The sequence below is a fragment of the bacterium genome, assembly GCA_023145965.1.
Lineage (GTDB): Bacteria > UBP14 > UBA6098 > UBA6098 > UBA6098 > UBA6098.
This window is the reverse complement of the sequence record JAGLDC010000126.1, coordinates 1-2,871: the sequence shown is the minus strand read 5'-3', so window position 1 is coordinate 2,871 and position 2,871 is coordinate 1. Positions and strand designations below refer to the sequence as shown.

Here is a 2,871-nt window from a genome sequence, read left to right as displayed (position 1 = left end):
CTATCAATACGATTACGACGAAAACGAATTAAACCTCATATCGACGTTTCACCATTCGCCTTCGGTCGAATATCGCCATGTAGATGTTTCTGGCACTCATGCTTTTATTTCCTGTAGATATGGATTAGAGGTAGTCGATGTGACGGATATATCTAATCCACTACACGATATTTACATCCGGTGTGGCAAATTCAATAAAGACCTTGTAGCGAAGGACTATCGAGTATTTATGAGCGGAGCCTTTTATGGCGTCTATATCTTCAATTTCGAAGACCATTTTGCCACCGGCGGGGTGGTTAAATACGACTTGTTCGATTACGATCCCGAACATGGGCCGGTGAATTGTGTAGATGTCGATGTTAACGGTGATTTCTTGTATGTCGCGGATTATTATAATGGGTTTCAAATATTCGATTGGCGGGAATCCGAATGGCTGGGCGAATGCTATAGCGCAATAAGATGCAATCCGAGCGGTGTGGCGGTTTCCGGTGATTGGGCTTATATGACGACAACTTCAGACTATACGGGAATTCTCTATGTTATCGATGTTCATGAACCTGACTCAGTAATGCTTCCATACGCAACATATTATAACGAACACGGCGCAGTTTCTCCCGATCCTTGCAGCCACCTTATGTCTTTTGTTTCGGGAAGGCCTACGCCTCATGCGGCATTCACGATGGAAAGAATCGCTTATTCCCCTTCCGATGTTGCTGTGGAATGGACCGGTCATACTGAGATAAATCCTTCGTCTGATTGGATGTTTAATGGTTGGATAGTTACAGAAGGGAATTACGCATATGTTTGCGGTAGGGGATATACACTTACAAAGTATGATATCAGCGATGCGGCCGTGGGACCGGCAGAACTATGCACTACAACCGAAATTGACGAAGGTTATTCGGCAGTAATTTACGGAGATTATATTTATGTCGCCGGTAAACACGGTTTGTGGAAACTTAACAAAGATGATTTATCGTTTGAGGATTTAGACGAAACAGTGCAGATCTACGGTGAAGTAGCACTTTACGGTAATTATGCATTTGTTATGGGACTGGATACCCCAAACGCTTTGACAGATAGTATAAGAAGGGTAATAGCAGCCTACGATATATCTGGAGATTCTATAGTGTTTAAAGATACTATGTTCCTCGATGTAGCGTCAGATCCACGCGATATAGCATATCAAGACAATTGGTATTACTTTGGGTTAATTAATGCTCTAAAAAGAGTCCCTGGATCAGATATCATATATATCCACGCATCTATTTCAACACGGGCAAGAGAATGGTGGACCCCCTCTTCTAATGTTTTTATTCCACATTCTGGTGGAGGAATTCATACAAGTAATTTCAATACTTCAGTAGAGGAATTTGCTGGTAGAGGATATGGACACGCAGGTATGTGGGGTTCTGGAAAAGCAGCGTTCGGATGGGAATTTCTAAAAGCCGATTTCAATTGGAATACAAGCGAAGGATGTGATTTTGCGTCTATTCCCATGGGTTTGGGATGGCCCGGTGCAAATTGGTATTCTTATGGAGTATATCCAACGACCGACAGCGATAGTATAAGGACGCATTATATGTTTACCGATTATCCTAATTACTATTGGGCTGTGTGGGATGAGGGAGGTAGTTCTAATAGCGAAAGATTTCCATTGTGGTTCTGCCAGGACTGGTTGTGGGGGGAGGCTATTGATTTTACGCGAATCAATAATCCGACTCCGATCGATCCTTTATGGGGCGACTTCGAAGAATACATCCCAATTCATTTCGCGATGAATGGCTCGGATGAATTAGTTCTGATAACCAAGAAAGCGGGAGAACTACATTATTACATCGATGTCCTCCAAGTAACTCACCATCTTTGTTCAGGCGGTTTGTCAAAGGGAAGAACGGAAAATAAGGTTTCTCAACCTGATAAATTATCTATTAATGTCAATCCAAACCCTTTCAATGCTTCCTGCAATATCGAATTCAACCTGCCCGAAGAGACACAGGTGAATATCGAAGTATATAACACATGCGGCAGTAAGGTCTATGAGAGTTGTCTCGGAGAATTGGGAAGCGGACAATATAAACACGTATGGAACGGGATAGATGAAACCGGCGTTTCGGTATCTTCCGGTTTATATCTTGTTCGAGTAAAGACGACAAACTCTACTTTAACTCAAAAGGTTCTTCTACTGAAGTAGCTTGACAAATAACTCCTCCCGCGTAAAATTAAAATACGCGGGAGGAGTTAAAGAGAGTATTAGAATGAAGCAATGTTTTTATATATTCGTTTTCTTTATAACTACTACTGGCCTTTTCGCAGAAAGGCCTGTTATTGACCTTGTCAGTCCGCAACATGAGGGTTTTGTTTGTGCCGATTATATAAATATTGACTATACTCATTCGGTTAAAGCCGCCAAATGGGACTGTCATAACTGCACCTCCGATATTTTTCATATTATTCAGTTAAATATCCATGATGCCGATGGGATAAATTGGTCGAGTTTAAGCATCGCTGTAGTGACTTTCGGAGGTTCCATTAGCTATAACGGTCAACGCTCTGTTTGGTGGAATTATGACGGAGAACCCTTTCGTGATAGCATAGCTATAGAGGAGCTTATATGGGCGGCACAACAAGATTTTATTCTCGAAATCGATACCATATCGGATACATCTGGTTTTGTCATTATTACACCAACAGGTAGAGGTGCGAGACCCGGGTTCGGTTGTGCGGATAGTTGCCTATATCCTTCTTATTCCGGACCTTGTTGTGTTAATGTTGGCGATATTATTTCTCCGGGTTTTGGGCATACGGCTCCGCCTTTATGGGGTTCATTTCCAACAAGAATTGAAATCCAAGTAGAAGATTGTGTAGGTG

2 protein-coding genes are annotated in these 2,871 nt (G+C 42.1%); both read left to right on the top strand.

Translation table 11 applies throughout. The features are described 5' to 3' along the window. A partial coding sequence (locus KAH81_10300) for a T9SS type A sorting domain-containing protein (GenBank protein ID MCK5834043.1) occupies positions 1 to 2,194 on the top strand: 2,194 nt, incomplete at its 5' end. A gap of 64 nt (positions 2,195 to 2,258) precedes the next feature. Further along, positions 2,259 to 2,871, top strand: a 613-nt coding sequence (locus KAH81_10295; protein ID MCK5834042.1) for a hypothetical protein, incomplete at its 3' end; no start/stop codon positions are given.